This is a genomic window from Lentzea sokolovensis (assembly GCF_033949975.1).
GTDB lineage: Bacteria > Actinomycetota > Actinomycetes > Mycobacteriales > Pseudonocardiaceae > Lentzea > Lentzea sokolovensis.
Genome location: NZ_JAXAVU010000009.1, coordinates 531,660 through 555,467, shown reverse-complemented (window position 1 = coordinate 555,467; position 23,808 = coordinate 531,660). Strand labels below are relative to the sequence as shown.

At 68.6% G+C, this 23,808-nt stretch carries 18 protein-coding genes and 1 pseudogene; 7 read left to right on the top strand and 12 right to left on the bottom strand.

Annotated elements, in window-relative coordinates; translation table 11 throughout:
• Window positions 1–46 precede the first annotated feature (46 nt).
• Window positions 47–1,624, top strand: coding sequence for a hypothetical protein (locus tag SK854_RS20125; protein WP_319976638.1), 1,578 nt, complete (start codon window positions 47–49; stop codon window positions 1,622–1,624).
• The gene (locus tag SK854_RS20120) at window positions 1,621–3,339 is read left to right on the top strand and encodes a hypothetical protein (protein WP_319976637.1); all 1,719 of its coding nucleotides are present in this window, start codon (window positions 1,621–1,623) and stop codon (window positions 3,337–3,339) included. Before SK854_RS20125 ends, SK854_RS20120 begins: the two co-directional genes overlap by 4 nt.
• A 227-nt stretch (window positions 3,340–3,566) precedes the next feature.
• On the opposite strand, the gene SK854_RS20115 is transcribed toward SK854_RS20120, so the two are convergent.
• The 5 genes from SK854_RS20115 to SK854_RS20095 all read right to left on the bottom strand — a co-directional run bounded on the left by SK854_RS20115 (window position 3,567) and on the right by SK854_RS20095 (window position 8,457).
• Entirely contained in the window at window positions 3,567–5,210 is a 1,644-nt protein-coding gene (locus tag SK854_RS20115) for a glycosyl hydrolase family 28-related protein (protein ID WP_319976636.1), read from the bottom strand.
• Window positions 5,211–5,266: 56 nt separating this feature from the next.
• Entirely contained in the window at window positions 5,267–6,073 is an 807-nt protein-coding gene (locus tag SK854_RS20110; protein ID WP_319976635.1) for an ESX secretion-associated protein EspG, read from the bottom strand.
• The gene (locus tag SK854_RS20105; RefSeq protein WP_319976634.1) at window positions 6,070–7,350 is read right to left on the bottom strand and encodes a PPE domain-containing protein; all 1,281 of its coding nucleotides are present in this window, start codon (window positions 7,348–7,350) and stop codon (window positions 6,070–6,072) included. The genes SK854_RS20110 and SK854_RS20105 overlap by 4 nt, the downstream gene beginning before the upstream one ends.
• Before the next feature lie 15 nt (window positions 7,351–7,365).
• Window positions 7,366–7,737, bottom strand: coding sequence for a transcriptional regulator (locus SK854_RS20100; protein WP_319976633.1), 372 nt, complete (start codon window positions 7,735–7,737; stop codon window positions 7,366–7,368).
• A 126-nt stretch (window positions 7,738–7,863) separates the two neighbouring features.
• Window positions 7,864–8,457 (bottom strand): DUF3558 domain-containing protein, encoded by a 594-nt coding sequence (locus SK854_RS20095; protein WP_319976632.1) that lies wholly within the window; start codon window positions 8,455–8,457, stop codon window positions 7,864–7,866.
• A 150-nt stretch (window positions 8,458–8,607) separates the two neighbouring features.
• Here SK854_RS20095 and SK854_RS20090 point away from each other — a divergent pair, with 150 nt between their 5' ends.
• Window positions 8,608–11,247: a glycoside hydrolase family 2 protein gene (locus tag SK854_RS20090; protein WP_319976631.1), complete on the top strand. Its 2,640-nt coding sequence runs from the start codon at window positions 8,608–8,610 to the stop codon at window positions 11,245–11,247.
• Here the strand turns inward: SK854_RS20090 and SK854_RS20085 are convergent.
• From SK854_RS20085 to SK854_RS20075, 3 genes are read right to left on the bottom strand one after another with little or no spacing between them, the layout of a single operon-like run.
• Window positions 11,244–13,040 carry a glycoside hydrolase family 15 protein gene (locus tag SK854_RS20085; protein WP_319976630.1) on the bottom strand — a complete coding sequence of 599 codons (1,797 nt, stop codon included), beginning with the start codon at window positions 13,038–13,040 and terminating at the stop codon, window positions 11,244–11,246. The two genes, SK854_RS20090 and SK854_RS20085, sit on opposite strands and share 4 nt — an antisense overlap.
• 20 nt (window positions 13,041–13,060) lie before the next feature.
• Entirely contained in the window at window positions 13,061–15,226 is a 2,166-nt protein-coding gene (locus SK854_RS20080) for a putative bifunctional diguanylate cyclase/phosphodiesterase (protein ID WP_319976629.1), read from the bottom strand.
• 54 nt (window positions 15,227–15,280) lie between these two features.
• Window positions 15,281–16,099 (bottom strand): SAM-dependent methyltransferase, encoded by an 819-nt coding sequence (locus SK854_RS20075; RefSeq protein WP_319976628.1) that lies wholly within the window; start codon window positions 16,097–16,099, stop codon window positions 15,281–15,283.
• Window positions 16,100–16,236: 137 nt separating this feature from the next.
• Here SK854_RS20075 and SK854_RS20070 point away from each other — a divergent pair, with 137 nt between their 5' ends.
• Window positions 16,237–17,037 (top strand): pentapeptide repeat-containing protein, encoded by an 801-nt coding sequence (locus SK854_RS20070; RefSeq protein WP_319976627.1) that lies wholly within the window; start codon window positions 16,237–16,239, stop codon window positions 17,035–17,037.
• Between the two features lie 223 nt (window positions 17,038–17,260).
• Window positions 17,261–17,779, top strand: a pseudogene (locus SK854_RS48245) (pentapeptide repeat-containing protein); the annotation flags it as partial.
• A 117-nt stretch (window positions 17,780–17,896) separates the two neighbouring features.
• On the opposite strand, the gene SK854_RS20065 reads toward SK854_RS48245, so the two are convergent.
• Window positions 17,897–18,796: a LysR family transcriptional regulator gene (locus SK854_RS20065; RefSeq protein ID WP_319976626.1), complete on the bottom strand. Its 900-nt coding sequence runs from the start codon at window positions 18,794–18,796 to the stop codon at window positions 17,897–17,899.
• A 78-nt stretch (window positions 18,797–18,874) separates the two neighbouring features.
• On the opposite strand from SK854_RS20065, the gene SK854_RS20060 reads away from it, so the two are divergent.
• Both SK854_RS20060 and SK854_RS20055 read left to right on the top strand, forming a co-directional pair.
• Window positions 18,875–19,714 (top strand): aldo/keto reductase, encoded by an 840-nt coding sequence (locus SK854_RS20060; RefSeq protein WP_319976625.1) that lies wholly within the window; start codon window positions 18,875–18,877, stop codon window positions 19,712–19,714.
• Window positions 19,715–19,756: 42 nt separating this feature from the next.
• Window positions 19,757–20,548, top strand: a complete 792-nt coding sequence (locus SK854_RS20055) for a lysozyme (RefSeq protein ID WP_319976624.1) — start codon at window positions 19,757–19,759, stop codon at window positions 20,546–20,548.
• A 33-nt stretch (window positions 20,549–20,581) separates the two neighbouring features.
• Here the strand turns inward: SK854_RS20055 and purL are convergent, their stop codons facing one another.
• From purL to purS, 3 genes are read right to left on the bottom strand one after another with little or no spacing between them, the layout of a single operon-like run.
• The gene (gene purL, locus SK854_RS20050) at window positions 20,582–22,834 is read right to left on the bottom strand and encodes a phosphoribosylformylglycinamidine synthase subunit PurL (protein WP_319976623.1); all 2,253 of its coding nucleotides are present in this window, start codon (window positions 22,832–22,834) and stop codon (window positions 20,582–20,584) included.
• Window positions 22,831–23,502, bottom strand: coding sequence for a phosphoribosylformylglycinamidine synthase subunit PurQ (gene purQ / locus SK854_RS20045; RefSeq protein ID WP_319976622.1), 672 nt, complete (start codon window positions 23,500–23,502; stop codon window positions 22,831–22,833). The genes purL and purQ overlap by 4 nt, the downstream gene beginning before the upstream one ends.
• Entirely contained in the window at window positions 23,499–23,738 is a 240-nt protein-coding gene (gene purS / locus SK854_RS20040) for a phosphoribosylformylglycinamidine synthase subunit PurS (RefSeq protein ID WP_030465889.1), read from the bottom strand. The genes purQ and purS overlap by 4 nt, the downstream gene beginning before the upstream one ends.
• Window positions 23,739–23,808 lie beyond the last annotated feature (70 nt).

Genomic DNA, 23,808 nt, shown 5'->3' with positions numbered 1-23,808 from the left:
CGAAGGGGCAGCGGCGCTCCCCGGCCTGTTGGTATACCTCTGGGCTGTGATCAGGAACTTCGCCGTCGTCGGTCCCGGGCAGGCGACCAGGGAACGGCTGACGGCGGCTCTAGGGGCGGCACCGGACATCTCGGTGTACCGGATCGGGCGGGGCGCGGACCCGTTGCCCGTCTCGGCCACCTTCGACCCGGCGGACCAGCCGGGCTGTCGGAGCCTGCTGGACTGGTTCGAACGCGGCGCGCCGGCGGGTGCGGTGCTGCTGGTGGACGACTGGGAGCTGTGCGCCGGCCTCGACCCGGAGCTGGACAGGACCGTCGAGTGGATCGCCGCGTTCGGTCCGGCACGCGGTGTGCAGACGATCGTCACGGCGCGGAAGTGGGCGGCCGTACCGGATCGGCTGCGAAAGCACCTGCACGGTGAGGCCACGGACTTCCTCGCGCTGCACGGCATCCAGCCCGACCTGAGCAACAAGTACGGGCGCCGCGACCTGAAGGCCGCCGTCGGGTCCGACGAGCGCGGATGGCCGGTGTACCTGCACATCAGCGTCGACGGCGACGGGTATCTGGGCTCCTACCTCGGCCCGGCCGCGCAACGGGAGCAGAAGCTGCTCGCCGCGTTGCTGGGACTCATGGTCACGCACTCGTCGGCCGACCTGAACTTCGGCCTCTTCGACATGAAGAACATCGGCGTGTTCGACGGCCTGGAGCACGCACCGCACACGACCTTCAGCCTCAACGGTGACACCTCGGACAAGACCTTCGAACGGTTCCTGCTCGGTCTCGAGGGCGAGCTCAGCCGACGGCAGGAACTCGTGCACAAGACCGGCGGTTGCCGAAACTTCCACGACTACCGCGACAAGCTCCACGCCGGCGAAGACCTCGAACCGTTGGCGGCTCTGCTGATCTGCATCGACAGCGCCGAGGTGCTGATCGGGCGGCTGCCACGATTCAAGGACGCCCTCAACGCCATCGTCGGTGCAGGTCGTGTCCTGGGCATGTACGTGCTCTACTCCGGAGACGCGTTCCCCGAGGGGACGCGGGTCCGGAGCCCGGAGTGGCCGTCCGGAGTTCCGCCCTACGACCTCGAGGAATGGGCCGAGGTGCTGCCGAAGGCACTGGCCGGTTCCGGCCCGCCGGCACGCCCGGTCGTCCTGCCCTCGCTGCACGAGAGCCACCTCGATCTCAGGCTGGACGTGCTACCTCCCGGCGCCATCGGTCTGGTGGACGAGCAGTGGGAGCAACGTCGTCCCCTCGTTCCCACCTTCGACGTGCAACGCCGCTTCGGGGTCATCGTCGGCAAAGCGGGCTCTGGCAAGACCACGGCCCTGCGCGCGCTGGCGAGGGCTCTGGGTGACGACCTGCCGAAGTACCAGCTGCTCGACGGCCCCGGCGAGCAGTTCGACCCGGAGCGCTTCGTCGTGCTGACCGCGCGCTCCTGGGACGAGGTGCCGTCGTTCGTCTGGAACACGATGAGCTTCGTGCTGGAGTTCCGGCTCGACGACCCGGCCAGGTCGATGATGGACGACGGCCTGGCCGCCGGGGTGCCGGACCGTCCCGGCTACTGCCTCGCCTTCCGCCTCGACTACCACCCGCACCGCTTCCCCGCACAGATCGCGCTCCCGTGAACCACCTCGCGCTCATCGGTCCGCCCGACGCCGTCGCGTCCCGAATCGCTGCGATACAAGGGGTTTACCGCATCGGCAAGGGTGACGTGGCGGGCGTCGCGAGGAGCTTCGAGCCCGGTGACGAACGGCGGCGGCAGAACCTGCTGGCGTGGTTCGAACGGGGTGCGGAGCCTGGCGCGACCCTGCTGGTCGACGACTGGAAGTACTGCGCGGAGAACGATCCTGGACTCGCGGACTCGGTCAGGTGGATCGCGGCGAGGGTGTGGAACGTGCGGGTGATCATCACCGCGCGGTCGGTGGACGAGCTACCGGAGCGGGTGCCGGTGCGGATCGAGGTGCTGGACTTCCTCGCGCTGCACGGGTTGAGGCGCTTCACCAAGGCGCTCGCCTGGAAGGGCCGGTGGTGGAAGGTTCCGGTCGGCGTCGGCTCGGACGGCAGGCCGGTGGTCGTGGAGCTGACGCACTTCGCCGACGGGAAGTGGCGCACGGGATCGCATCTGAGCGTCACGACGCCGGAGGCGTTCCGGAGTCTGGTGCTCGGGCTGATGACCACGCACTCGCCGAAGTTGTTCCAGGCGGTCTTCATCGACGCGCACGACACGGACGCGTTCGCCGGGCTTGATCAGGCGCCGCACGTGCAGGCTCATCATCGTGACGCCGCTAGGGATCCCGCGACGATCGCGGCAGCTCTGCTGGCCGAGTCGGAACGCCGGCTGGAAGTCGTCGGCAACACCTGGACGATCTTCGACCACCGCGGCTTCGACCTGGTGCTGCCGCAGCTCCTCATCTGCGTCAGCGGTTTCGCGGAACTCGAAGCCACCGAACTCGGCGCGGCGCTCGTGACCATCGCGCAGGACGTCGGCCAGTCCGGGATGCAGCTGCTCCTCGACGGTCCGCACGACGTGGCGGACCTGCTGATCGACGACTGCGTGGCGCCGGCGAACCTCGGCGAGGTGGCGGAGTCGTTGCCGCGGTTGATGCTTCAGGAGGAGCCCGCGCCGGACTTCTTCGCGCTGCACGACGTGCCCAACAAGCACGTGTGGCGGCCGCGGCCCGTCAAGCTGCAGTACCGGGTCGCGGTGGGTGTGGACGAGTACGGGCAACGGGTCGAGATCGACCTGAAGTCCAAGCACCTGCAGGACGGGATGGGTCCGCACGGCGAGGTGACCGCGCCGGAGAAGCGACGGGCGGAGGGCATCCGCGCGCTGGTTCTCGGGCAGATGCTGCGCCACTCGCCGGACGAGCTTCAGGTCGTCCTCATCGACTTCCACGGCAACGGCATGTTCGCGGGCCTGGACGGCGCACCGCACGTGCGGCACGGGCTCGTGGACCTGTTGGAAGACCACGAGCAGCGCCTCAGGAAGCTGGTGGACAGCGGCAACTACCGCAACATCTGGGACTACCGGGCGGCGGGACTCGGCCCGTTGCCGGAACTTCTGGTCTGCGTCGACGGCGTGCAGGGCCTGGTGCGGGAACGCCCGGAGTTCTTGACGGTGCTGCAGACCCTGAGCAGGGACGGGCGCACCTACGGCCAGCACCTGCTGCTGTCCGACACGACACCCGGCGAACTGGAGGGCGTCCACACGTCGTACCGGCTGGAACTCACCGACGAGGGCTGGACTCGGCGGATCGGGAGGTCGGTGGAGAGCGTCGTGCTCCCCACCGACCTGCACGACGTGGTGTGGTCGCTGCCCGTGGCGATGGCTGGCTCTTGACCTCTCTCCCAGTTGAAGCAGGGAGATTCATCCCTCGCGGGTCGAGTTCTCTGCTTCACAGCCCGTTGCCGCCTGGGGTTACCGGCACAGGGACGGTGTACCGCCCACGGTCTTGCACGAGCTCCACAGACCTGACATCCCACCAGCCCGGCGGTAGACCCGGCCGACTTGGTTGTCGCCGACCGGGCGCGACAACCTTTACAAGCCGCTCCGCCAACCGCCCAACCTCATGAACGGCGCAACTTTCGTTGTGCGTCATAGAGGTTGCGCGGTGTCACGGTGGTCGTGCCGTAGAGCTCCAGGCGGGAGTTCAGCTCGCCGGTGAAGTCCGGCTTGTCGATCTGGCCGAAGTCGCGGACCTCGGAGATCGCGACGGTGGCGCTGCACGGTGCGACCTGGTCGATGCGGACGTTGCCGGCGCGCTGGTTGGTGACGGTGACGTTCCAGTGCGCGAAACGGGCGCCGTACAACGGGCCCGCGTTGGCGCTGCCGCCGTGTGCGCCGACGTTGTTGATGGTGATCTCGGTGCGGACGTTGGCGAACGGCAGGCCGCGGTGGGTGTCGAAGACGTCGTGGTCCATGCGACCGCGGGTCCAGACGTTGCCGCAGGACAGGCCTTCGACGTTCAGGCCGTGGTTGCCGGCGCCCGCCTGCGAGGGTTCGGACGGTGCCTCGATCACGAAACCGTCGGTCAGGTTGTCGTGCGACTGCTCGCGCACCGCGTACGCGTGGTGGTGGCCGCGGCCGGACACGTGCGTGTTCAGCAGCGAGATTCCCTTGGAGGACACCAGGAGGAAGCCGTTGTCGACGTCCTGGACGTGCACGTCGTCGGCCCAGCAGTCCCACGCGCACTGGAACGCGAGACCGTTGTACCCCTTGTCCAGCAGGTGTTTCGGGGTCGACACCTTGAACATCTCGATCTTGATGCCCTCGACGCCCGCACCGGTGACGACCGGCGCCATCGTGGTCAGGCGCGCCTTCCACTCCGGGCGGATCTCCAGCGGCAACGGCTGCGCGAGCTTGACCGTGTTGCCGCGCACCCACTCCACGCGCACCGGCCACAGGAACGGGAAGTACGACAGGAGCTTGTCCTTGTCGTCCCACCTGTATGTCTGCGTGCCGGGGACGTCGCCGCACATGTGCTTGGGCAGCGAGTACTCGGAGTCGTCCAGCCGCAGCAGAACCCGCTGGCCGGCGCGCAACGACCGTCCGTTCTCGACGGTCACGACGAACGAACCCCTTGCCGCGGAACCGGTCACGGCCGTCAGCGTCGAGCCCTGCTCCAGTTCGTTGCCCGTCCAGCCCTCGAACGGCCACTTCCGAGCCTTGATCGCGTCGACCAGCGGCTGGTAGCGGTCGCGGTGACAGACCCACACCAGGCCGCCGGACCAGCTCCACGCCGAGTTCTCCGAGCCGTAACGGCTGCGGTTGATGCCGACGATCTCCTCAAGCGACCGGGTCGCGGAGAAGGTCGTCTTCGCGCTGCCCGCGCCGCGCAGCACCACGTTGTCGTAGCCGATGCGGATGATGTCGTCGATCCGGTAGCGGCCCGGCGGCACGTACACGGTGCCACCGCCCAGCCTGCCGACGAACTCGATCGCCTTGTTGATCGCCGCCGACGCGTCGGCCGAACCGTCGCGGCGCGCGCCGAAGAAGAGGACGTTGGCGAGAACGGGACGACGGGCGGGCTTCTCACCCGTCTTGTAGCCCGCGAACGAGATGTTCGGGATCTGCGGGTGGTTGTACGGGTTGGCAACGAACTCCTGCCACAGCGAGTCGGAGGACTGCGCGGAGGCAGTCCCCGTCAACGCTGACGACCCGACCAGTGCAGCCCCTGTAGCCAGCAGGAACTGCCTTCTGTCGATGCTCATTTCGCCGTCTCCAAGGGGTCTTGGCCACGGCGGCGGTGGTCAGATCAAACCAGACATCAGGCCCCGGCGGAACGAACCGCCTCGGAGATCAGCTCGTCCACCTGGTGCAGCATCCGGCGGCCGTCGGTCGGCGTGAACGTGCTCCACGGCGGCTGGCCGTTCGAGGCACGGCGTTGCTGCAGGTAGCGGCCCTCTTCGGTGTCGAAGAACGCGACCACGCGCTCGGGCCGCCAGCGCTTGCCGTACTTGTCCCGGGCGGCCGCGCCGAAGTTCCCGGTGTGCACGATCCCGGTGAACATCTTCACCAGCGCCTTCGCGTCGTCCTCGCGCAGCCCGATGTTGCGGAACGCGGCCTCCGTCGACTTCGGCGAGCCGTCGGTCTGCGCGATCGCCTTCTCGATGTCCGCGCTCGGCAACGTCACCGAGAGCCCTGTTCCGGCGGGGTGCGCGGGCAGCAGGGACAGCACCGCCGAGGCGAGCCCGGAGCCCTCCCACGGCTGGAACGTCAGCTGGTCGTCCCGCAACGTCGCGAGCGCGCCCCAGTCGCCGTTCGCCACGGCGAGGACGCGCAGGCTGTGGCCGAGCCAGAGGCGGCCGTCCGCCTCCCGCTCGGGCTTCACGAACATCCGCAGCAACCCGTCCAACTGGGACGAGAGGCCGCGCGAGTTGCCCAGGCGCCGGTGGTCCAACTGCTGGTAGACGCGGTTCTCGAGCTGAACGCGCTCGTCCCGCGTCTTACCCGGGGTGGGAACTTTGAGCACGAGCGGCATGGGGCCGACGTTCATGCGTTCCCACAGCACGTCGAACTCCTCGGCGGAGAGAGTGATCGGCTCTCTCTCCGCCGGAGCGCCGAATAGGCTCACTCTGACAGGCCGCCGATGACCGGCGGCGCGACCATGCGCTCGTCGCCGAACACGTCGTCGGTCTCGACCAGGTAGTCGGCCGCCTTGTGCTCGATGTCGTCCTCGCCCTCGCCCTTCTGGCCGTGAGCGCCACCGCCGCCGACGCCGGCCGCACCGGCCTTGCCGGCACCAGCGCCCGCACCGGAGCCCATGGCAGCGCCGCGCACGCCCTCAGGACCGGAGCCCAGACCGGACATGCCGCCGGGCATGCCGCCCGGCTTCATCGAGCCCTGCTGGCCGGACGCGCCGAGCGAGCCGGACATCGGCCCGAACGCCTTGCCGCCACCGAGCTGACCACCGCGAACGCCACCGGAGCCACCAGGGCCTCCGGTGAGGCCACGGCCACCAGGACCACCGGGACCGCCCGTGCCAGGACGGGTGAACACCGGACCACCAGGGGTCGGCGTCGGCGTGGGGGTCGGGTGCGGCAGGTTCGTGGGCGGCGGGGTGTGCGTGGGAGGAGGAGTCGGCGTCGTCGTCGGAGGCTGCGTCCACGACGTGTGCGTGGTGTCGGTGGGCGGCGGCGTCCAGCCGGTCGAGACGTGCTGCGGGGTCGGCTGGGGCTGCGACCACGACGGGTTGGTCGTGCCGGTGTTCGTGCCGGACGGCCCGCCGGGGCCGGTCGAGCTGTAACCGACGCGCGTGCTGCCGGTACCCGTGTCGGCCGGAGGCGGCGTGTCGATCACGACCTGCGGCGGCGTCGGGAAGTCACCGAGCGTCGAGGAGTTCCAGCGGCTGTCCGACTGGTAGTCCTCCATGACCTGGACGGCCTTGGCGGCGGCGTTGTCCGCGGCGGCTTCCTGCCGCTCGTGGTCCACCTGCTGGCCGACGACGTGCGCCATGCCGACGGGACCGGTCAGCGCGCCGGCCGCGATGTCGAGCAGGCCGGGCTTCTCGGTCGTGATCGGGACGACCTCGGGCATCTTCTTGCGCGCGTCGGCGATGTACTCGCCCTGCAGGCGCGCGGAGCTCTCCATGGTCGTCGCACCGGTCTCGGCGAAACCGGCCCACTCGGCCAGCGGCGACAGCGCGCCCTGGGCGGCGTCGGAGGCGTCGGACTCCCAGTCCGCGCCCATCTTCGTCAGACCGGCGTGCAGGTCGGCGTCGATCTGCGCGAGCGTCGCGGCGATCGTCTTCCAGCCCTGCTCCACCGGGATGGAGGCGGAGACGCCGGGACCGGAGTTGATCATCTTGTACAGCTCGGGGTGTCCGTACCCCTGGAAGCGGTGGTCAGTCATCGGTCAGTCCCCCTCTCAGTCCTGGTTCCGCAGGTGCTTGCCCCACATGGCCGCGTTGTCGCCCTCGGTCTGGCGGTACTGCTCCTCGATCATCTTCAGCTGGTCGATCACGCCGACGAGCTGCTTCTTGTAGAAGGTCAGCGCGGCGAGCGCCTTCTCGGAGGTCTGCTCGTTGAACGCCTTCGAGGTCTCGCTGGAGATCGGGTCCTCGGCCCAGGGCTTGGTGGGCAGGTCGCGAACAGAGTGCTCGATCTTCTCCTCGAACTCCGCCAGCGCCTGCTCGAAGGCCTTCCTCGCCTGTGGAATGGCCGACGGGTCCACCTTCAGCTTGCGCTGCCCGAACTCGGGCGGCGACGACGCGCCTCCACCACCATCCGCGAGAAACACGGCACACCCTCCTCAGTAACGGCCCCCCAGAAAATCGGGCCGTGTGTGCTTTTGGGACGACCTTAACTCTGATGCATTACGCGAGTGACCGGTTCCCGGTACAAGGTGCGTACTTCTACTCAACTGTCATTTGGCCGCCAACGTGGCGGCAACAGCGCCCGCGACCGCCTTGGCACGTTCACACGCACCGTCCGTGGTCGCGCTCGTCTCGCCGAGCCCTCCGAAGGCGTCCACCAGCAACAACTGGCCTTCGTTGGCGTCGATGTAGACCTCGCAACCGCCGACAGAACCCGGCGACTCCCTCTGCGTCAGGTACGCGGGATAGCCCGCCACCTGCAGGGAGGTGAGCTTGGACTCACCAACCGTCTTCTTCAGCCGGTCCACGCCGCCGTTGAGCAAAGTGTGCATGGTGCCGAGATAGGTGCGGACGTCGAAACTCACGTTGCACGACTTGCTCCCCTCCCCGTAATCGGGCAGCGGGGTACCCGCGTTGGCGCTCTTCAAACCCAAAGCCGTCTTCTGCTCGGGTGTGATCAGCGAGCACGGGTCGAGCGTCTTGAGGTCGACGGCTTTCGGCCTGTTCACCGGCGCGGTCCCGGCAGAAGTTCCGGTCGTCGGCGCGGAGCCCGTCTGATCCCCCGCGGAGGGCTTCCCGACCTCCGTCGATGAACACCCGGTCAGGACCGCTGCCAGCAGGAACGGGACGGCAAGTCGACGCATGGCGGCCAAAATATCGGATCGCCGGGCACGGAGGGTGGCGAACGACGTGTCCCGCGTCACCCATAAGGTCCATTGCCGCCGACCTCACAAAAAGGAAACCTTCTTTACGATACCCCGAAGCGCCGCCGCCCCGATGCGTCGAGGAGCGACATGCTGCGCAACCGACCACTACCGACTCTGGTCGTGGCGGCGGTGGGTCTGGCCCTGCTGGTGCCAGGTACCTCAGCCAACGCGGGCCCCGTGCCCGGCACCGGAGCGGCGCTCAAGGTGGCCGCCGCCCCAGGACAGACCTCCACCATCCCCGACTGGCGCATGCAGACCAGCGTCACCGCCACGCAGTCCGGCAGCGTGATCTCCGGCCCGGCGTACTCGGACACCGGCTGGCTGACCGTGCCCGCGCGGTCGACCGTGATGGCCGGGCTGATCGCGAACAACAAGTACGGGGACGTCAACTACTCGGAGAACCTGAAGAAGGCCAACCCCGGCGACTTCAAGGTGCCGTGGTGGTACCGCAAGGTCTTCCAGGCCGACCCGCAGCCGGGCGTGAACACGTTCCTCAAGCTCAACGGCGGCGTGATCTCCCGCGGTGAGGTGTGGCTCAACGGCACGAAGGTCGCCGGCACGGACACGGTCATCGGCGCGTACCCGACGTTCGAGTTCAACGTCACCAGCCTGCTGCGCAAGGGCGACAACGCGCTCGCCATCAAGGCGTCGCCGTCCGACCCGGCCAAGGACCTGGTGATCCACTTCATCGACTGGGCCCAGCTCCCGCCCGACCGCAACCAGGGCCTGTTCCGCGACGTCGACATCGTGCAGAGCGGCGCGGTCTCGTTGCGCGGCCTGCACGTGCTGAGCGACCTGCCGCTGCCCAACCTGAACACCGCCGCGGTCACCGTGAAGGTGGACGCGCGCAACAACACCGGCAGCGCGGTCACCACGACCGTCGCCGGCAGCGCGGCGGGCCAGAACTACAGCCAGAACGTGAGCCTGGCCGCGAACGAGACGAAGACCGTCACGTTCCCGCTCACCGTCGCCAACCCGCAGATCTGGTGGCCGTACCAGATGGGCGCGCAGCCGCTGTACGAGGCGACGGCGAACGCGACCGTGGCCGGTGCTGCGTCGGACCAGCAGAAGACGACGTTCGGCATCCGCGAGGTCACCTCGAAGATGATCAGCGGCAACATCCAGTACCAGATCAACGGCAAGCCGATCCTGATCCGCGGCGGCGGCTGGGCGTCGGACCTCTTCCTGCGCACCGACGTGCAGAAGATCGCCGACGAGATCCAGCTGACGAAGTCCATGGGCCTCAACACGATCCGCCTTGAGGGCAAGCCGGAGAACGACGAGATCTACGACATGGCCGACCGCGCCGGCATCCTGCTGATGACCGGCTGGGAGTGCTGCTCGAAGTGGCAGAACACCGGCGGGTTCTCGGCGGAGGACAAGAGGGTCGCCGGCGCGTCCGCCGAGGGCGAGGCGAAGCGGATCCGCAACCACCCCAGCGTGTTCACGTTCCTGATCGGATCGGACGAGGCCCCGGTGGCCGCCGTCGAGACGATCTACCTGGACACCCTGAAGCGCGCCGACTGGCAGACGCCGATCGTCAACGCCGCCGCGCGTCGCAGCTCACCGCAGCTCGGTGACTCGGGCATGAAGATGGACGGCCCGTACTGGTGGGAGCCGCCGGTCTACTGGTACAACAACCAGAAGGGCGGTTCGGCGGGCTTCGCGTCCGAGATCGGTCCCGGCCTCGCCATCCCGGAGATGGACGAGCTCAAGAAGTTCCTGAGCCAGGCCGAGATCAACAAGCTGACGGACTACAACGCGTCGCAGTACCACCTGTCGCCGTCCGGCAACTTCAGCAAGATCGGCTTCTGGGGCACCGCGCTCGACAACCGCTACGGCAAGCCCGCCAACGTGGACGACTTCGTCAAGAAGTCCCAGCTGCAGCAGTACGAGACGAACCGCGCGCAGTTCGAGGCGTTCGGCCGCGACTTCTCCGACACCGGCGCGAACCAGGCCCAGGGCGTCATCTACTGGATGCAGAACGACCCGTGGCCCAAGCTGTTCTGGCACCTCTACAACTACAACCTCGCGACCGCGGGGTCGTACTTCGGCGCCAAGACGGCGAACAAGGCGTTGCACGCCCAGTACTCCTACGACGACAAGTCGCTCGCCGTGGTGAACATGGGCCTGGAAGCCAAGCAGGGTCTGCAGTTGCAGGTGACGGTCTTCAACTCCGACGGCACGCAGAAGGCGAACGAGACGCGTTCGGTTCCGGCCAAGGCCAACGGTTCCGTGCGGGTCGGCAACCTCCCGCAGCCGTCCGGGCTCTCGTCGGCGTACTTCGTGCGGCTGCTGCTGAAGGACGCGAACGGCAACGAGGTCGACCGCAACGTCTACTGGCTGTCCACCAAGGCGGACACGCTGAACTACAACGGTGGCGACTGGTACTACACGCCGCAGGCCCAGTACACGGACCTGAAGTCGTTGAGCAGCCTGAAGGCGGGCCAGGTGTCGGTGTCCACCACCACGACGCCGGGCACCAACGGCAAGCAGGTCACCAGCGTGACCATCAAGAACACCGGCACGTCCGTGGCGTTCTTCCTGCGCGCGTCACTGCGCAAGGGCCAGGGTGGTCCCGAGGTGCTGCCGGCCGACTGGTCCGACAACTACATCACGCTGTTCCCCGGTGAGACGCAGACGATCCGGGCCGAGTACCGGACGTCCGGCCTCGGCGGCGCGCAGCCGGTGGTCGAGGTGTCCGGGCACAACGTGAGCAAGCGCTAGCGCGAGTAGCGGTCAGCGACGACGGCGGGTCGTTCCACGGGACGACCCGCGTCCAGCGACCACGCCAGCCGCACGTACTGCGCGTGCGTCCAGGCGAGTGGGGTGGCCGAGCCCGTTCCTCGGCCATTCCACACCTGTTCCGGCAGCATGAGGCCGGTGTTCGCGGTCGCGGCGATCTCCCTGAGCCGCTTGGCGGCGCTGGCCTTGTCACCGGCGAGCAGCTCGTACTCGCCGCGTTCGCCGCTCAGCAACGGCCACAACCGGCCGTAGGTCCGCGTCGGCGTCGGCCAGTTGATGCCCCACGGCCTGCCGTCCGCAGTCTCGCCGTAACCGTCCTGCGTGAATCGGTGCCAGTAGCCCTGTTCCTTCAACTGCTGGTCCACGACGCTGACGGTGTTGCGGATGACCGGGTCGTCGGCGCGCTTGACGCCGAGCCGCACCAGTTCGAGGAAGCTCGGGTCCACGACCGCGCGCTGGTCGATGTCGGTCGGGTTGTTGTCACCGAGGTTGTACTTGGTGCCCTGATCGGGCTTTCCGTCCTTGGTGAGCCGCAGGTAGTACGGCTTCGGCGAGTACGGCCCGGTCCGCGTCGCGGTCCAGCCCTCCACCTGCCGCTGCCACGCGTCGGCGGCCGCGAGGTAGCGGTCCGCGTTCTCCCCGTTGCGCCGCAACAGATCCGCGAAGCACACCAGCCCGGCGACCGCCGAGGCGATCGTGGCGGGCGAGTAGCCGTCCTGGTTCTCCCACCGCTCCTGCTCGCTGAACGGCGAGTTCGGGTAGCTCAGCAGGTAGTCGGCCGAACGGCGCAGCTGGTCCATTGTGGACTTGTCCTGCCGGTCCAGGTGCCAGGCCAGCAGCAGCGGTGCCGCGGTCTGATCGAGCTGGACCTTGGTCCACACCGGCGTGCCGTCGACCCGCGTGTTCTGCGGCAGGTGCCCGTCCGGTTCCTGTTGCTCGCGCAGCATGAAGTCCAGTGCGCGCTGGGCGAAGCCGCTGTCTCCTGCCGCGATCATGGCCGTGGACACGTGGTACAGGTCGCGCGGCCAGACCAGCGCGTACGGCCCGAGTTCCGGCGCCAGTTCCCGGTCGAACCCGAAGGCCCACGGGAAGCTCGGCGACGCGATCGACGCACCGGGGTGGGCCTTGTCCTCCGTCGCCGCCAGCACCATGACGGACATGTCGTAGAGCCGCCGGTCCGCCGACCTCGGGCGCTTGAGCCCGTCGAGGTAGGAGTGCCAGCCCTGCGCGTATTCCCTGGCGGCGGAACGGAATCCGCGATCCAGCGCGGCCTGGGCGACGCCCTCGCCGAACCCGACCGCGAACGTGCCGTGCGCGCGTCGCACCGGATCGGTCGGCAAGGAGCTGGCCACTGAACTGGAGCCCTTCATCGGCACGTGCTCGACCGACAGCCGGACCGGGCGCTGAGCCGTGAGCACCACGTCCGCGAGCACGGCGGCGCGCTGCGGATCGGTGACGTAGGTGATCTCGGCCTGCCAGCCGTCGCCGCGCAGCTTCTGCCGGAACGTCAGCGACCTGTCGTCGGCGGGCTCGGTGTACGCCCGGCCGGGCTTTCCGTCGACCAGCAACCGCGTCTCGCGGGTCGCGGGCGTGCTGAGGTCGGGGTGGAAGATCTCAGAAAGGCCCTGGTGGCCGAGGGTGAACCACACCGGACTGGCCGCGGACCTGGCTGTGCCGAACGCCTGTTTGTCCGCGGGCAGGGGAACCACTTCGGCCGCGCGAGCGACCGGGGCCGACATGACCAGCAGCAGCACGACCAGGGCCAATGACTTCATGCCCTGGGGTGTTCCCCGAGCTAGAGATCACCACGCAGAAGACTGTCGATGTTCTCCGGCGGACCTGGGCGCGCGAAGAACCAGCCCTGCCCCGTGTCGCAGCCCAGCCGCAACAACCGCGCGGCCTGAGCGGGCGTCTCCACACCTTCGGCCGTCACGCCCAACGAGAGTGCGTGCGCGAGCTGCACCAGCGTCGCCACGATCTGCGAGTCGACCGGGTCTTCCTCGTTCTCGGCGCGCAGCCCCTCCATGAACGAGCCGGCGATCTTCAACTCGTGCACGGGCAGGTGCTTGAGGTAGGCCAGGTTCGAGTAGCCGGTGCCGAAGTCGTCGATCGCGATGCGCACACCCATGTCGCACAACGCCCGCAGCGCTTCCAGCGGCTCGTCGGCGGTGCCCATGATCGCCGACTCGGTGAGCTCCAGCTGCAGGTGGTGCGGCGGCAGCGCGCACTCGTCCAGGATCCGCTTGACGTCGCGCACCAGCTCGGGGTCGCGCGACTGCCGCACGGCCAGGTTCACCGACACGAACGGGGCCGCGTCGCCGAACTCCTCCAGCCAGCGCCGGGCTTCCTCGCACGCCTTGCGCAGCACCCACCGTCCCAAGGGGACGATCAGGCCGGTCTCCTCCGCCAGTTCGATGAACCGGTCCGGCGCGAGTCGCCCGAACTCCGGGTGCTGCCAGCGGACCAGGGCCTCGACACCGGTGACGGTGGAGTCCTCCAGGCGCACCAGCGGCTGGTACTCGACGTAGAACTCGCCGCGTTCCAACGCGCGCGGCATCGTGGCGGACAGCGTGAACCTGGCTACCTCGCGGGCGTTGCGCTCCGGGTCGTACAGCGCCCAGCGGGCCTTGCCGTCGGCTTTGGCCCAGTACAGCGTGATGTCCGCGTCGCGCATCATGTCCGCCGACGTCGTGCCGGACAGCTGCCGTTCGACGATGCCGATCGACGCCGACACCGACAGCTCGTGGCCGGCAATGCGGATCGGCACCTCCAGCTCGGTCAGCACCCGGCCCGCCACGTCGACGATGTCCTGCTCACCGGACGAGCCCTCGACCAGGATCACGAACTCGTCGCCGCCCATGCGCGCGACCAGCTTGCCCTCGCCGGACACCGAGTGGTCGAGCCGGCGGCCGACCTCGACCAGCAGCTGATCCCCTATGTCGTGGCCCAGCGAGTCGTTGATGACCTTGAAACCGTCGAGGTCGAGGTAGCAGAGACCGGCCCGGACGTGCTTGGCGCGGTTGTTGAACACGCGCCCGAGGCGTTCGAGGAACAGCGCCCGGTTCGGCAGGCCGGTCAACGGGTCGTGCAAGGCCTGGTAGCGCAGCCGGTTCTGCAGCAGGTGGCGGTCGGTGACATCCTCGATCATCGCGACCTGGTACTGCGGCTCGCCGTGGTCGTCGCGGACCAGCGACAACGTCAGGTGTGTCCACACCTGCTCGCCGTCGGCCCGGTGGAAGCGCTTCTCGGCCCGGTAGTGGTCGCACTCGCCCGCGATGAGCTGGTCGTAGAGCCGCCACACGCTGCCCGCGTCCTCGGGGTGCATGAGGTCGCGCACGTTGTACTGGCGCATCTCCTCGACGCTGAACCCGAGCATGTCCTGCAGCGCCTGGTTGACGTCGAGGATCCGGCCGTCGATGGCCGCGATGCCGATGCCGATCGCGGCCTCGGTGAACATCGCGCGGAACCGGGCCTCCGAGGCCCGCAGCGCCGCCTCCGCCTGGTCGCGGGCGTCCAGGACGGCCGCCCTGATCGCCTCCTGCTCGGCGAGGGTGCGTTCCCGCAACGCACGGGCGTACCCGGCGGCCAGCGCGCCCTGCAGGGCCGCCAGACGAGACTGCAGCCGCTCGTCGCCGGGGAAGCCCAGCTCGGCCAGCAGGTCGTCGCCGAGCAGCTGGACGGTGCGGCCCAGCGTGTCGGTGCCGGTGAAGTGGGCGTCGACCAGCCGTGAGCCGATCTCGTAGCCGGGGGCGGTGCGGAACGGGCTCGCGAACAGCGCCTCGACCAGCAGTTCGGTGAGGTCCTGGAGGTGCTGCGCGACCTCGGCCCTGGTCATGGGCACGTAGCTCGACCCGATGACGGCTGTGGCCCAGCTGCGCGCGAACGACTCGGCACCGGCCAGTACGGCCGGGCTCAAAGGAGAGCGTTCCTCACGCACCCGCTGGTCAACCCGATCGGTCATCTTCTCGGCCCTAACCCCACGAACGCGCAGCATACGGCCGGTCGCCGTCCGGAGTCATCTCTGAGCCTTCCGGCCCAGCGCGGCGAAGCCGGGGAAGCGCTTGCCGGACTCCCCGATGTCGGCCGGTGACTCGGGACGCCAGGCGGGCACCCTGACCACCCCCGGCTCGACCAGCGTGAACCCGTCGAACAGCCGGGTGAGCTCGGACCCGTCCCTGAACGTCGTGCGCGTGACGTCGCGGTTGTAGATCTTGCGGGCCTCCCGCGAGGCGTCCGTCTCCTCGTCCGCCTCGTAACCGGCGTGGGAGAGCGCGAGGAAGCTGCCGGGGGCCAGGTGGTCGCGATAGCCGCCGATCATGCCCCACGGGTCCTCGTCGTCCGACACGAAGTGCAGCAGCGCGATCATCAGCACGGCGACCGGCTCGTCGAAGTCGAGCTGCTTGTCGACCTCGGGCGAGCCCAGCACGTTCGCCGGGTCGCGGACGTCGGCCTGCAGCACGCTCACGTGCCCGTTGCTGTTGAGGATCGAGCGGCTGTGCGCGACGGCGACCGGGTCGATGTCGACGTAGACGATCCGGGCCTCGGGGTCTGCGGCCTGCGCGATCTCGTGCACGTTGCCGACGGTCGGGATGCCGGAACCGAGGTCGAGGAACTGCCGGACGCCCTGGCCGAGCAGGTAGCGGACGGCCCTGCGCAGGAACGCGCGGTGGTTGAGGACGACGTCCCGGATCTCCGGCATCGTCTCCAGGGTCTTCTGAGCGACGGCCCTGTCCGCGGCGAAGTTGTGCGCGCCGCCGAGCCAGTAGTCGTACACGCGCGCGACACTCGGCCGTTCCAGGTCGATGTCCCCCGGGGCCCAGTTCGGCCGCTCCACCCGCTCACCCCACCCGCGTTCGTACCGTTCGCGCCCATCATGCACCCGCCGCTTGGCAGAATGCCGACCTCGTGAGGAAAAGTTTGCTCCTGTCGACCATTCTCGCGTCGATATGCGCGTTTGTGCTGGTCGGCGGCGTGCTCCTGCTGTTGGACCCCGGCGCGCCCAAGCACGAGGCGATCAAGACGGGCGGTCTCGCGGGCGGCGCGATCGTCGCCCTCTACGCGTTGTGGCTGAACGACCGGCGCCGCAAGGTCGAGGAGGCGCGCCAGGAGCTCGAGAGCCAGCGCATCGAGCACGACCGGTCCCGCGTGGCCGACGAACGGTTCGCGCGCGCCGTGGAACTGCTCGGCCACGAGACCGCCCAGGTGCGAGTGGGCGCCATGCACGCGCTCGCCGGCCTCGCGAAGTCCAGGATCGAGTACACGCAGACCGTGCTCGACATCCTCTGCGCGTACCTGCGCCAGCCGTACAAGAAGACGCGCAACGACCCCGAGGAGATCGAGCTGGAGGTCAGGCTCACCTCGCAGCGTCTCATCGAGGACCTGCTGCCGCGCCTGGAGGAGAAGGACCCGCCGATCTACGACCTCAACCTGACCAAGGCGCACCTCGAGTTCATGGACCTGTCGTACCGGCAGGTCGGCGACCTCTACATCCGCGTCGCCCACTTCGAGGACTCCAACTCGTTCCACCACATGAAGATCCACGGCCACTTCTACGTCACCGAGGCCACCATGAACGGCCGGTTCCACATGCACCACACGGAGATCGTGGGCAGGGCCTGGTTCAGCAGGTTCAAGGCGCAGGGGATCGCCATCTTCACGGACACGAAGTTCGGCGGCGAGACCAAGTTCGCGAACTCGGAGTGGGCGGACGTGAAGGCGGACGGCTGTACGTTCGCGGTGGAAGCCGATCTTCCCGAAGCGTGGAGGAACTGACGTGCGTGCCGCATGGCTGGTGGCGGTGCTCGCCGCGCTGCTCACGACCGCGGCGACGGGGGTGGCGCTGTGGCTGGTGAAGGCGCCGCCGGTCGAGATCGTGAAGACCGCTGGGGTCGCGGGTGGTGCGGTCGTCGCGCTGTACGCGTTGTGGCTCAACGACCGCAAGCACAACCTGGAGAGCGAGAAGGTCGCCGACGAACGGTTCGCGCGCTCGGTCGAGATGCTCGGCAACGAGGCAGACCAGGTGCGGGTGGGCGCGATGCATTCGCTGGTGTGGCTGGCGAACTCCACGCCGCGCTACAAGCAGACGGTCATCGACGTCCTGTGCGCCTACCTGCGCCGACCCTTCCACCACCCGTCCTGGGACGAGAACGGCGGCGACCCGGACACCGTGTTCGCCAAGGTGAAGCCGGAGGACCAGCGGGAGCAGCAGGTCCGGCGGACCGCGCAACGGCTGATCCGCGACCTGCTCTCGTGGGGCAACCAGAAGAAGCTGTACTACGACCTCGACCTGACCGGTGCCGCCCTGGAGTACTTCCAGCTCGACGGCAGGCGGGTCAACAGGTTCACCGCGCGCCGGGCGCAGTTCTACGGCATCACCACGTTGCCCCGCATGGAGATCCGCAAGCCGACGCTCTTCTCCGGCGCCACCTTCCACGGACGGCTGAACCTCACGGAGACGAAGTTCGACGGCGGGCTCGCGTTCACCGAAGCCACGTTCGAGGGCGAGGTCGACGTCCGCGCCACGACGGTCGACACGTTCCTCGCGCTCACCGATCCGCCACCGCGGAAGCAGACGGGCGAGCTGACCGTGTTGCCCGACACGGCGATGCGCACCGAGCACAAGGGCTGGAAGCTATCCGGCAGTCCGAAGCCGGCCGCCCCGCGCCTCGAAGACCATGTCCAGAAGGACACGGGCGGCGGCGCCGACGGTGTGACCGGTGACGACGACCGTTTCCGCGACGGGGACGTCTACGTCGCCGCGGAGCCCGAGGAAGCGAACCAGTTCCGACTTCCCGGCGAAGGACTGGGGGACGAGCGCGACCCCGAGACCGAACCCGACGAAGTCAAGAAGTGAGTGCACGTCGTTGACCTCGACGGCGACGTGCCGCTCGACCCCGGCCGCGGCCAGCGCGCGGTCGACCTCGTCGCGCGTGCCCCAGTCGGCGTTGAAGTCGACGAACGACTGACCTGCCAGCTCCTCCAGCCCTACCGACTCCCTGGTGGCGAACGGGCTTTCCGGCGCGCACGCGAGCACCAGCGACTCACTGGACAAAGTGGACACTCGCAGGTCGTCGGCGATCTTCGGCTGCCGCGTGACGAACGCGAGGTCGAGGCGACCCGCACGGACGTCCTCGACCAGTTCGGCGTTGCCGGACTGGCGCATCCTGATCTCCACGCCGGGGTGCAGCTCGTGGAACCGCGACAGCACCGCGGGCAGGTGCACCACGTGCAGGCACTGCAGGCTGCCGACGGACAACGTGCCGCGCAGCAGCCCCTGGACAGCGGCGACGGCGTCCCTGGCCGATTCGACGCTGCCCAACGCACGCCGCGCCTCGGGCAGCAGCGCCCGGCCGGCCTGGGTCAGCTCGACCTGACGGGTGGTGCGCAGGAACAGCGGCGCGCCGAGCTCCACCTCCAGCGCCCTGATCGACGCCGACAGCGCGGACTGGGTGACGTGCATCCGGCCCGCTGCCCTGGTGAAGTGGCAGTCCTCCGCGACCGCGATGAAGTACTGAAGCTGTCTGAGTTCCACGATTCATCACCGTCGCTGCTGAATGAGATCACTTCTCTGCGTTGGACAGCTTAATCGTCAGGGTCCAGAGTGGAGGACATGCAGAAGCGTCGCATCGGAGAAGTGGAAGTCAGCGCCATCGGCCTGGGCGGCATGCCCATCTCCGTCCAGGGGAGGCCGGAGCGCGCGCAGGCGATCGAGACCATTCACGCCGCGCTGGACGCGGGCGTGACGTTCATCGACACCGCCGACGCCTACTCGCTCGACGACTCCGACTTCGGCCACAACGAGTCGCTCATCGCCGAAGGGCTGCGCGGCCGTTCCGAAGAGGTGTTCGTGGCGACCAAGGGCGGGCACACGCGTGTGCCGGGCGGTGGCTGGGAGCTCGACGGACGGCCGGAGTACCTGTTCAAGGCCGTCGACGGGTCGTTGCGGCGGCTCGGCGTGGACCAGATCTTCCTCTACCAGTTCCACCGGCCGGACCCGAAGACGCCGATCGCGGAGTCGGTCGGAGCTCTGAAGGAGATCCTGGACAGCGGCAAGATCCGCTACGCGGGCGTCTCGAACTTCAACCCCGAGGAGATCGTGCTCGCCAACGAGATCCTCGGCGGACGGCTCGCGGCCGTGCAGAACCAGTTCTCGCCGTCGTTCCGATCGAGTGAGCCCGAACTGGAGCTGTGCGACAAGCTCGGCATCGCCTTCCTGCCGTGGAGCCCGTTCGGCGGCATCGGCAAGGCGGGCGCGCTGGCCGGTCCGTTCAAGGAGGTCGGCGAGGCGCACGGCGTGAGCGCCCACCAGGTCTGTCTCGCCTGGATGCTCGCGAAGTCGGAAGTGGTAGTCCCCATTCCGGGTGCTTCTCGACCGGCGAGCATCTCGGATTCGGCCGCGGCCACCCACGTGGAGTTGTCCGCCGAGGAGTTGTCCCGCCTGGACGGGTGACCCCGGTAGCAAATTGCGACAAATGGTCGCACGATCTAACCCATGCGGACCTTGATCAGCATCGTGGCGATCGTCGCCGGCATGACGCCGGCACCCGCGTCCGCGGCGCCCTTGCCCGAGGGCTCCGCGGACCACACCGCGGGATCCCAGATCCTCAAACACGAGGGTGGCGGCAACCTTCGTGCGGAGGAGTCCCCGCCCACCGAGGGCAAAGTCCCCGGCATGGACGTGAGCAGTCACCAGGGCGACGTCGACTGGAAGTCCTCCTGGGACAAAGGAGCCCGGTTCTCCTACGTCAAGGCGACCGAGGGCGTCCACTACCGGAACCCGAAGTTCACCCAGCAGTACGACGGTTCCTACGGCATCGGCATGATCCGCGGCGCGTACCACTTCGCGCTGCCGGACCGCGCGAACGGCGTGGCGCAGGCGAACTTCTTCGTCGACAACGGCGGCGGCTGGTCACCCGACGGCAGGACGCTGCCGCCCGCGCTCGACATGGAGTACAACCCGTACGGCGACACCTGCTACAACATGAACCAGACCGCGATGACCGCGTGGGTGAAGGAGTTCAGCGACACCGTCTTCGCCCGCACCAGGCGTTATCCGGCGATCTACACGTCCACGAGCTGGTGGAACAAGTGCGTCGGCGGCTCGGTGAAGTTCGGCGACACCAATCCGCTGTGGATCGCGCACTACACCTCGAAGCTCGGCCCGTTGCCGGTCGGGTTCGACTTCCACACGATCTGGCAGTGGCAGGCGGCCGGGCTCTTCCCCGGCGACCAGAACCTGTTCAACGGCCGGTTCGAGCAGCTCCAGCGCATCGCCACGAGCTGAGAAGGGCCCCGCCGGCGACGGGGCCCTTCGTGCTCAGTCGAACAGGGCGGGGAGGGTGCCCTCCCAGGCCTCGCGGAGCTCGTCCAGCGGGAGTTCGCCCAGGCCCTGGATCTCCAGGGCGTTCGACTCCGGGTCGACGACTCCGACCTTGCGCCACGGCAGCCTGCGCGCGGTGCACATGTCGACGAAGCGCTGTTCCTCGGTGCGCGGCACGGCGACCAGCACGCGGCCCGCGGACTCGCTGAACAGCGCGGTGAACAGGTCGCCTTCGAGGAAGATCCGCGCACCCACCTCGCCGATCAGGCACGTCTCGACCAGTGTCTGGGCCAGGCCGCCCTCGGACAGGTCGTGCGCGGCGGAGACCATGCCGTCACGGGAGCCCGCGACCAGGACCTGGCTGAGCAGCTTCTCGCGTTGCAGATCAGCCTTCGGCGGCAGTCCGCCCAGGTGGCCGTGGACGTGGTGCGCCCACTCCGACCCGCCGAACTCGTCCCGCGTCTCACCGAGCAGCAGCAGCGTCTCGCCGGCCTCGGCCCCGATCCCGGTGGGGATGCGGCGCCGCACGTCGTCGATCACGCCCAGCACGCCCACGACCGGCGTCGGCAGGATCGCCGTGGAGCCGGTCTGGTTGTAGAAGCTGACGTTGCCGCCGGTCACCGGGATGCCCAGCTCGGCGCAGCCGTCCGCGAGACCCTTCACGGCCTGCTCGAACTGCCACATGACCGCCGGGTCCTCCGGCGAGCCGAAGTTGAGGCAGTTCGTGACGGCCACGGGCGTCGCACCGGTCGCTGAGACGTTCCGATAGGCCTCGGCCAGCGCCAGCTTCGCGCCCTCGTACGGGTCGAGCTTCGCGTAGCGGCCGTTGCAGTCCGTCGAGAGAGCCACACCGCGGCCGGTCTCCTCGTCGATCCGGATCATGCCGCCGTCGCTGGGCTGCGCGAGCACCGTGCCGCCGCGGACGTACCGGTCGTACTGCTGGGTGACCCACTTCCTGGAGGCCAGGTTGGGGCTGGCCGCCATGATCTTGATCAGTTCCAGCAGGTTCTCGGGCCGCGGGAGGCTGTCCGGCGTGTTCGCCTGCAGTGCGTCCTGGTCGGCGGGGCGCTGGATCGGCCGGTGGTAGACCGGGCCCTCGTGGGCGACGGTGCGCGGAGGCACGTCGACGACGACCTCGTCGTGGTAGGTGATGACCAGGCGGTCGCCCTCGGTCACCTCGCCGATCTCGGTGGCGATGACGTCCCACTTCGCGCAGACCGCCAGGAACGCCTCGACGTTGGCCGGCTCGACCACCGCGCACATGCGTTCCTGGGACTCGCTGGACAGGATCTCGGCCGGGGTCATGTTCTTCGCCCTGAGCGGGACGCGGTCGAGCCACACGTGCATGCCGCCGTCACCCGCGGACGCCAGTTCGCTCGTAGCGCAGGACAGGCCCGCGCCGCCGAGGTCCTGGATGCCGGCGACGATGCCCTTCTCGAAGAGCTCCAGCGAGCACTCGATCAGCACCTTCTCGGTGAACGGGTCGCCGACCTGCACGCTAGGCAGCTTCTTGCGCTTGCCGGCGGAGTCGTCGAACGTCTCGCTCGCGAGGACGCTCACGCCACCGATGCCGTCGAGGCCGGTGCGCGCGCCGTAGAGGATGACCTTGTTGCCGGTGCCGCTCGCGTGCGCGAGATGCAGGTCCTCGACCCGCATCGCCCCGACGCACAGGGCGTTGACCAGCGGGTTGCCCTGGTAGGACTCGTCGAACACGACCTCGCCGCCGATGTTCGGCAGACCGAGGCAGTTCCCGTAGCCGCCGACGCCCGCGACGATGCCGGGCAGGACGCGCTTCGTGTCGTCGGCGTCGGGCTTGCCGAACCGCAGCGGGTCCATGACCGCGAGCGGCCGCGCGCCCATCGCGAGGATGTCCCTGACGATGCCGCCCACGCCCGTCGCGGCGCCCTGGTAGGGCTCGACGTACGACGGGTGGTTGTGGCTCTCGACCTTGAACGTGACGGCCCAGCCGTCCCCGATGTCGACGACGCCGGCGTTCTCGCCGATGCCCGCGAGCATCTTGCTGCGCATCTCGTCGGTCGTGGTGTCGCCGAAGTACTTCAGGTGCACCTTGGACGACTTGTAGGAGCAGTGCTCGCTCCACATGACCGAGTACATCGCCAGTTCGGCGTCGGTCGGGCGGCGCTGCAGGATCTCCTTGATGCGCGCGTACTCGTCGTCCTTCAGGCCCAGCTCCTTGTAGGGCTGCTCCTGGTCGGGCGTCGCCTCGGCGTTCTTGACGGTGTCGATCACGCGTTCACCACCGTGTCGAGCAGGGACAGGAACACGCCCAGACCGTCGTCCGTGGGGCCGGTGAGCGCGTCGATGGCGTGCTCGGGGTGCGGCATGAGGCCGACGACGTTGCCCCTGGCGTTCGTGATGCCGGCGATGTTGTTGCGGCTGCCGTTCGGGTTGTCGCCGACGTACCGGAACACGACCCTTTGGTCGTCTTCGAGCTCTTTGAGGGTGTCCTCGTCGGCCTGGTAGCCGCCCTCGCCCGACTTCAGCGGCACGAGGATCTCGGCGTTCAGGTCGTACCGGCCGGTCCAGGCGGTGGTGTTGTTCTCGACCTTCAGCCACTGGTCGCGGCACACGAAGTGCAGCTTGTGGTTGCGGGTGAGCGCGCCGGGCAGCAGATGGGCCTCGGCGAGGATCTGGAAACCGTTGCAGATGCCCAGAACCGGCATCCCCTTGTTCGCGGCCTCGATCACTTCCTGCATGACGGGCGCGAACCGCGCGATGGCGCCACACCGCAGATAGTCGCCGTACGAGAACCCACCGGGCACGACGACGGCGTCAACGCCCTTCAGGTCGTGATCCCCGTGCCACAACGGCACGGCTTCCCCATCGGCGTATCGGACGGCCCGCTGCGCGTCGACGTCGTCGAGAGTGCCGGGGAAGGTGATGACACCGACCCTCATGCCTCGACCCTGCGCACGGTCCAGTCCTCGATCACGGGGTTCGCGAGGAAGGTCTCGGCGATCTTGGCGAGCGTGGCGTCGTCGACGTCGTCGGCGACCTCCAGCTCGAAGTGCTTGCCCTGACGGACGGCGGTGATGCCGTCGAAGCCGAGACGAGGCAGCGCGTTCGCCACCGCCTGGCCTTGGGGGTCGAGAATTTCGGGCTTCGGCATGACGTCGACGACGACTCGGGCCACGACAGACTGCTCCCGTGCTCGGAGGGGCTGGCGGTACCTCGAGAGCCTATCTGACCTGTGCGTTCATCCT

Excerpts from the sequence above, each read along its gene's own strand:
- SK854_RS20115 (WP_319976636.1), bottom strand. The coding sequence starts at position 5,210 with ATGAGCATCGACAGAAGGCAGTTCCTGCTGGCTACAGGGGCTGCACTG.
- SK854_RS20105 (WP_319976634.1), bottom strand. The coding sequence starts at position 7,350 with ATGACTGACCACCGCTTCCAGGGGTACGGACACCCCGAGCTGTACAAG.
- SK854_RS20095 (WP_319976632.1), bottom strand. The coding sequence starts at position 8,457 with ATGCGTCGACTTGCCGTCCCGTTCCTGCTGGCAGCGGTCCTGACCGGG.
- SK854_RS20090 (WP_319976631.1), top strand. The coding sequence starts at position 8,608 with ATGCTGCGCAACCGACCACTACCGACTCTGGTCGTGGCGGCGGTGGGT.
- SK854_RS20085 (WP_319976630.1), bottom strand. The coding sequence starts at position 13,040 with ATGAAGTCATTGGCCCTGGTCGTGCTGCTGCTGGTCATGTCGGCCCCG.
- SK854_RS20080 (WP_319976629.1), bottom strand. The coding sequence starts at position 15,226 with ATGACCGATCGGGTTGACCAGCGGGTGCGTGAGGAACGCTCTCCTTTG.
- SK854_RS20060 (WP_319976625.1), top strand. The coding sequence starts at position 18,875 with ATGCAGAAGCGTCGCATCGGAGAAGTGGAAGTCAGCGCCATCGGCCTG.
- SK854_RS20055 (WP_319976624.1), top strand. The coding sequence starts at position 19,757 with ATGCGGACCTTGATCAGCATCGTGGCGATCGTCGCCGGCATGACGCCG.
- purQ (WP_319976622.1), bottom strand. The coding sequence starts at position 23,502 with ATGAGGGTCGGTGTCATCACCTTCCCCGGCACTCTCGACGACGTCGAC.